Origin of the sequence: Lysinibacillus sp. NPDC059133 (assembly GCF_042755925.1) — a bacterium.
GTDB lineage: Bacteria > Bacillota > Bacilli > Bacillales_A > Planococcaceae > Lysinibacillus.
The window spans coordinates 42,481-48,609 of the sequence record NZ_JBHZDH010000042.1 but is presented as its reverse complement, the minus strand read 5'-3'; the positions used below and the strand labels follow the sequence as shown (position 1 = coordinate 48,609).

7 protein-coding genes and 1 riboswitch are annotated in these 6,129 nt (G+C 38.5%); of the genes, 6 read left to right on the top strand and 1 reads right to left on the bottom strand.

The features are described 5' to 3' along the window. The 4 genes from ACFXN8_RS19025 to ACFXN8_RS19010 all read left to right on the top strand — a co-directional run. On the top strand, positions 1-346 hold a 346-nt coding region (locus ACFXN8_RS19025), incomplete at its 5' end, for a hypothetical protein (protein ID WP_386847261.1). Between the two features lie 8 nt (positions 347-354). Then, positions 355-468: riboswitch (SAM riboswitch) on the top strand. A gap of 118 nt (positions 469-586) precedes the next feature. Continuing rightward, a complete protein-coding gene (locus tag ACFXN8_RS19020; RefSeq protein WP_386847260.1) occupies positions 587-1,888 on the top strand; it encodes an O-acetylhomoserine aminocarboxypropyltransferase/cysteine synthase family protein in 1,302 nt (433 codons plus the stop codon). A gap of 322 nt (positions 1,889-2,210) precedes the next feature. Beyond that, positions 2,211-2,597 carry a hypothetical protein gene (locus ACFXN8_RS19015; protein ID WP_386847259.1) on the top strand — a complete coding sequence of 129 codons (387 nt, stop codon included), beginning with the start codon at positions 2,211-2,213 and terminating at the stop codon, positions 2,595-2,597. 576 nt (positions 2,598-3,173) lie between these two features. Then, the gene (locus tag ACFXN8_RS19010; RefSeq protein ID WP_376078476.1) at positions 3,174-4,160 is read left to right on the top strand and encodes a homoserine dehydrogenase; all 987 of its coding nucleotides are present in this window, start codon (positions 3,174-3,176) and stop codon (positions 4,158-4,160) included. 53 nt (positions 4,161-4,213) lie between these two features. Here ACFXN8_RS19010 and ACFXN8_RS19005 read toward each other — a convergent pair whose 3' ends face one another. After that, positions 4,214-4,444 (bottom strand): MerR family transcriptional regulator, encoded by a 231-nt coding sequence (locus ACFXN8_RS19005; RefSeq protein WP_142509709.1) that lies wholly within the window; start codon positions 4,442-4,444, stop codon positions 4,214-4,216. A gap of 856 nt (positions 4,445-5,300) precedes the next feature. On the opposite strand from ACFXN8_RS19005, the gene ACFXN8_RS19000 reads away from it, so the two are divergent. Together ACFXN8_RS19000 and ACFXN8_RS18995 are read left to right on the top strand one after the other, a co-directional pair. Further along, positions 5,301-5,993, top strand: a complete 693-nt coding sequence (locus tag ACFXN8_RS19000; RefSeq protein WP_386847258.1) for a response regulator transcription factor — start codon at positions 5,301-5,303, stop codon at positions 5,991-5,993. Beyond that, positions 5,971-6,126: a hypothetical protein gene (locus tag ACFXN8_RS18995; RefSeq protein WP_376078467.1), complete on the top strand. Its 156-nt coding sequence runs from the start codon at positions 5,971-5,973 to the stop codon at positions 6,124-6,126. Before ACFXN8_RS19000 ends, ACFXN8_RS18995 begins: the two co-directional genes overlap by 23 nt. Positions 6,127-6,129: the final 3 nt, after the last annotated feature.

Below are 6,129 nucleotides of genomic sequence, written 5' to 3'. Positions count from 1 at the left end.
GCAAAAGGGTTTCATTCTGTGCGAAAGCGTAGTGCAACGAAGCGACAGCAACAGCACCGATGTTGGTCACGAAGGCGTTATCACAGGACGTGATGCTTTTAGCCTTCGTTCCTCTACCGCTGATCCCCAAGGAGTCGCCCAGTCTCCACTACAATCAACTTATAAAAAGGGCGTACATTTTAACAAATTTCACCCCGAAACTTTTAGTGATGAGCTATGTAACACTAAAATAATGTATGCGTTCGTATTACGTAAAAAAGCAGACAGAAGTTTCGGAAAAAATAAAATTTTAGTGTTGACAGAGAAAAAGTCTATGTTTATACTTTGTAACAACGATGGAAATTGAATCTCATACTCTTATCAAGAGCGGCGGAGGGATAGGCCCTATGATGCCCAGCAACCAGTAAGTGACGAACTTGCTAAGGTGCTAATTCCTACAGATTCTTACTTGGATCTGGCAGATAAGGGGAGGAAAACTTGCAACCGCAACCCTCTTCTTAGCTGAAGAGGGTTTTTGTTTTCTACTGAAAAAATCCTCCTCATCTCCGGTACCATCGTAAAAAAAATAACCATTTGGAGGTATACAATGACAAATTTTAAACCAGAAACATTGCTGTTACACGGTGGCCAAGAGCCAGACCCGGTAACAGGATCTCGTACAGTACCCGTATATCGCTCAACGGCATTCGTTTTTAAAGACACTGCTCATGCGCAACGTCTTTTTGCCTTAGAGGAAGCCGGCAATATTTACACAAGAATTACAAATCCAACTGTAGATGTTTTTGAAAAACGCGTCGCTTTATTAGAAGGCGGTACAGCAGCGGTAGCACTTTCATCTGGTGCAGCAGCTATTGCATTTTCAATTTTAAATCTTGCTGGGGCAGGGGATGAAATTGTTGCAGGTAGCTCTTTATACGGAGGTACTTATAATTTATTGGCCAACACACTACCAAACTACGGTATTAAAACAATTTTTGTAGACGAAACAAATCCGGAAAATTTCCGATCAGCTATTACGGATAAAACAAAAGCGGTGTTCGCTGAAATTTACGGTAACCCAAGTTTAAAAGTGCTAGACATTGAAGCAGTAGCGAATATAGCACATGAAAACGGCTTGCCATTAATTATTGATAGCACATTTGCTTCACCGTATGGCTCTACACCAATTGACTTCGGTGCAGATATCGTAGTTCATTCCGCAACAAAATGGATTGGCGGCCACGGTACAACTTTAGGTGGCGTTGTAGTAGATGCAGGGAAGTTTGATTGGACTCGTGGACGTTTCCCAGGCTTTACTGAGCCAGATGCTTCTTATCACGGTTTGCGTTATGGTATAGACACAGCATCGGCTGCATTTGCCACAAAACTGCGAGTGCAATTACTACGCGACTTTGGACCAACATTAAGTGCAGACGCAGCATTTAATTTATTACAAGGTTTAGAAACGCTTCATTTGCGTATTCCTAAACATAATGAAAATGCATTAGCGGTAGCTGAATATTTACGAAACCACCCATCTGTGGAATATGTAAATTACAATGGCTTAGAAGATTTCCCTACCCATGAGTTAGCTAAAAAATATTTGAGAAATGGCTTTGGTTCAGTGCTTACATTTGGTATTAAAGGTGGACGTGAAGCAGGGCGTAAATTAATCGATAGTGTGAAATTATTCTCGCACGTAGCAAATGTAGGGGATGCTAAATCATTAATTATCCATCCAGCATCTACTACACATCAACAACTTTCAGCTGAGGAGCTAATCCAAACTGGCGTAACCGAGTCGCTCATTCGCTTATCCATCGGTTTAGAGGCAGTAGAGGACATTATTGCAGATTTAGAACAAGCTATTGAACAAGTAACAGCTTCACAACAACAAGTAGAAGCTTAATAAATAAAAGACATTGGCTAATGTTGTAGCGTTTACGTATTTTCTCATTCGATAGGCCTCATTTGGTAATGCGTAAAACGTTGCTGCATCATCCGCTTGCCTCATTTGGTAAGGGTAAATGAAACTCTTTAAAAATAATACCTAGTAATTTTATAAGTATTATTGACTTACTTAATTCCTTGCTTTATACTAGGAAATAAGAAAAGCGTTCGACATTTAGTTTTCATAAGTGCTCCCCCACTTTTGAATATATGAAGGGGAGTAGTTGCTCAGCCAGTAGCTACTCCTATCTACCAAAACTGATGATAAAGGAGTGTTTTAAATGGGAAATGTGTATAGTGCGCAAAACATTGCATCTTATCTTATTTATGAGTTAAATGAAGGTCATGTGTTTGTGAACAACATGTCCATTCAAAACATACTTGCATCAGTTGAGAGTACATGGCAAGAGATCTTTGGACATTCAGCTTTTAAGGAAATTGTTTATGTCAAAGAGGAAGGCTATACAGTAAAAGAAGTTTTTGAAGCTTATGAAGGCTATGGAGCAAGTCATATTCCTCTACCTGCGACAGAGTATTACTTAAAATACGGCACGTTCCAATTAGTTGAACGTACGTATGCAATACCAAATTTTACACTAGAGGAAATAGGACTGGTGCAACAAGCTCTAACACAATATCGTTATAAATGGCTAGCCAAAGCTAGTTAATTATCCCTCATAAATTTGAGCTCATTCTCTGCTGCTACAGGGAATGAGCTTTTTAATTAGATGTTGGAAGATATACTGGCATAATTGAAAAAAATTTTATTAATATATTTCAAAAGAACAATTTTTATGAATGTATTTACATACATATATATAATAGAAGAAAGGTTTTTATTTCTTCAATAAGAATCGTCGTCAATATTTGTTCAATTATTATAGATCAAGTGAAAAATCATATAATAAAGGAATGAAAACGATTTCCTTTGCACTTCTAGAGGAAACAAATGTCCATCCTAGAAAGATTTTTCTTGTGCAATGTATGTATTTGCGTTACAATTTTCTTTAAGTTGAATTTCGAATTATTTGAATTTGTGTGTTTCACAAACTTTGTATCTTCAGGCAGAATTTTTTTGTAGGGAACGTGAAACACCATGACTAAATATCTGTCTGAAAACGAAGTGTTAAACAAGGCAAACTGACCTGCTTTGTAAAGTCGGCGAACAATTCAAAATCTGTACGAATTAAGCTGAGACGAAATATAATGAAACTGCGGAATGTAAGTTGGAGGGAATAACAGAAATGGCAACTATAAAGGCAGCTATATTAGGATTTGGAACGGTAGGTCAAGGAATTTACCATATATTAAACGAAAAGCGTGAAGAGCTTAAAAATAAATTAGGAATCGAGCTAGAAGTAGCAAAAATTTTAGTTACAGACGCCAGCCGTGAACGTGTACCAGGGACAGCACATTTAATGACAACTAGTATGGATGAAGTCTTAGCGGAACCAGGTATGCAGGTTGTTTTTGAGGCGATCGTCAACGAGGAGCCAGCATTTACTTATTTAAAGCGCGCTGTTGAACATAAATGTCATGTCATCACAGCTAACAAAGTAATGTTTGCAAAACGAGGCTTGGAGCTACAGGATCTTGCAAAAGCAAACGGTGTTTTTGTAGGCTTTGAGGCAACGACTGCTGGCGGTGTACCAGTTATTAAAACGATGAAAAACATCTTGCTTGTCAATGATGTTAGTCGTATTCAGGGTGTTTTAAATGGGACATCCAACTATATTTTAACGAAAATGCGTTCACAGGGCTGGTCGTTCGACACTGCATTAAAAGAGGCGCAAAATTTAGGTTATGCGGAGGCAGATCCATATAATGATATATCCGGACAGGACGCCTTCAAAAAATTAATGATTTTAAGTGCTTTGGCATTTGGTGAACAACCAGACTGGTCTGAGGTCGAAGTAGTCGGAATTGATAGCATTTCGGCAGAGCAAGTAAAAGAAGCGTGTGAAAAAGGCTTGCGTTATCGCCATGTAGCTGAGGTTGAGAAACTAGCAGATGGTAAAGTGGTCGCGAAGGTTGGGCCGCAATTAGTTGATAAAGAACACCCGCTTTATCCAGTTGATGACGTCAATAATGCTGTGGCATTGGATACTAATTATATTGGCACATTAACGCTAATTGGACCTGGGGCAGGTATGTATCCGACAGCTAGTGTTATGGTTGAGGATTATGCGGAAATTATCGGTAAGCGGGCTGGATTTGTCGTAACAATATAATAGATGCCTATCATTCAACAATGTTCAACTTGTTTGAATGATAGGCATTTTTTTTAATCCTCATCTTTAACATCAATATCCTCTGGAATAGGTGTATTCCGCCAAATTTCAATTTCCTCTTTAATACGATCTAATTGCTCAAAATAAGTGCTGAACTGCCCGCTATTAATCAGTATTTGATCCCCGTCGTATACTGAACGAATACGGCCCTCGTAAACTAGGCGAAGTATTTGATCCTCTGGCATACCAAGTTCGATGGCTGTTTCTTCAATTGTTTTATACATAAATTTCGCTCCTTTTATTGTTTTTATTATAACCTCCCTTTAATAGAAAGCCTACTATGGGTTAATAAATGAAAGAAAAAGGGAAATGGTAATTGTTTACTTTTTGATAAATCTGTATTATTAATGTTAATGGGTTGTGGGGGACTATTATTAGCACTGCCCATTTTTCTACTTCGAGCATTGCTTTAGTCCGATGTCTTTTTTTCTAATTAATTCGTCTAACAGGTACAACTATTTGAACGATTGATAGCATCCCTGTCTTTTTTTTGTTTAGAAGGGATACTATGTTATTGACATTAGAAGGATGTAAAACGCTTTGAGGACAAGTCATACAATACAATTTTTAGATTAGGAACATGTAAGATTAATTTATTATATTTATTGCTGTTTTGCTAATTGCTAATTTACATATGCCCTGTATATAAGTTGATCTTCGTTACGACTGGGCGACTCCTCGGGGATCAGCAATAGAGGAACGAAGACTAAAACCATCACATCCAGTGATAACGCCTTCGTGACCAATATCGGTGCCGTTGCTGACGCTGCGCTTTCGCACATATGAAAACCTTTTGCTGACGCTGCGCTTTCGCGCAAAAAACATCTGTTGGCCCGAGAACCTGCAGCGAAGCGGATGTTTCTGTGCGAAAGCGTAGTGCTAACGCAGCGTCAGCAGCACGATGTTGGTCACTCAGTCATTGCCACAGGACGTGGCGTTCTTAGACTGAGCACCTTTATGTCAGCGGATGTTTGGACACCCGCTGACAGAAGTTAAAACCTTAAGAAATTCTTCATTTTTATAATAACTGGTTTTTAAGATTTAAAAGGTACACTATTAATTGAGAGCGAGGTGTATATCATGACGAAACTAACAGTTCTTGTAACAGACGATGATCAAGATATTCGTGATGGTATTGAAATCTATTTAAAGAATGAAGGCTACAATGTCATAAAAGCTGCTGACGGCTTAGAGGCACTCGAAAAATTAGAAACCAATGAAGTACATTTAATTATTTTAGATATTATGATGCCAAATATGGATGGAATAACAGCGACGTTTAAAATTAGAGAAGAGCTCAATATTCCAATTATTATGCTTAGTGCAAAGGCGGAGGATGGCGACAAAATTCATGGTCTATCTGTAGGTGCAGATGATTACGTTACAAAGCCTTTTCATCCGTTAGAGCTATTGGCTCGGGTGAAATCGCAGCTGCGACGTTATGTACAACTTGGGACGTACAATGAAGGCGCAGCGAAGGTGGAAATCGACGGACTTGTCTTAGATGAAGATGCAAAGGAAGTCATCTTAGAAGGCGAGTCTGTTCGATTAACACCAATCGAATATAAAATTACGGAATTATTGATGAAAAATGCAGGGCGTGTATTTTCGATAGGAGAGATTTATGAGCGTGTATGGAATGAGGAAGCTTACAATGCAGAAAATATTGTGGCTGTACACATTCGAAAAATACGTGAAAAAATCGAGGCAGATCCGAAAAATCCACGTTATTTAAAGGTGGTGTGGGGCGTTGGCTATAAAATGGAAAAATAAAATAGAGAACTATGTTACAATCGCAGGTTTTATAGCAGGGGTTATTGGACTAATTTATTTTGGTGTGTATGCCTATCAGTTAGTAACTGCCCGCTCTTCGGGGATGTTACAATTGCTCGAGAAAATTTTTTAGAGA

Excerpts from the sequence above, each read along its gene's own strand:
- ACFXN8_RS19000 (WP_386847258.1), top strand. The coding sequence starts at position 5,301 with ATGACGAAACTAACAGTTCTTGTAACAGACGATGATCAAGATATTCGT.
- ACFXN8_RS19005 (WP_142509709.1), bottom strand. The coding sequence starts at position 4,444 with ATGTATAAAACAATTGAAGAAACAGCCATCGAACTTGGTATGCCAGAG.
- ACFXN8_RS19015 (WP_386847259.1), top strand. The coding sequence starts at position 2,211 with ATGGGAAATGTGTATAGTGCGCAAAACATTGCATCTTATCTTATTTAT.
- ACFXN8_RS19020 (WP_386847260.1), top strand. The coding sequence starts at position 587 with ATGACAAATTTTAAACCAGAAACATTGCTGTTACACGGTGGCCAAGAG.
- ACFXN8_RS19010 (WP_376078476.1), top strand. The coding sequence starts at position 3,174 with ATGGCAACTATAAAGGCAGCTATATTAGGATTTGGAACGGTAGGTCAA.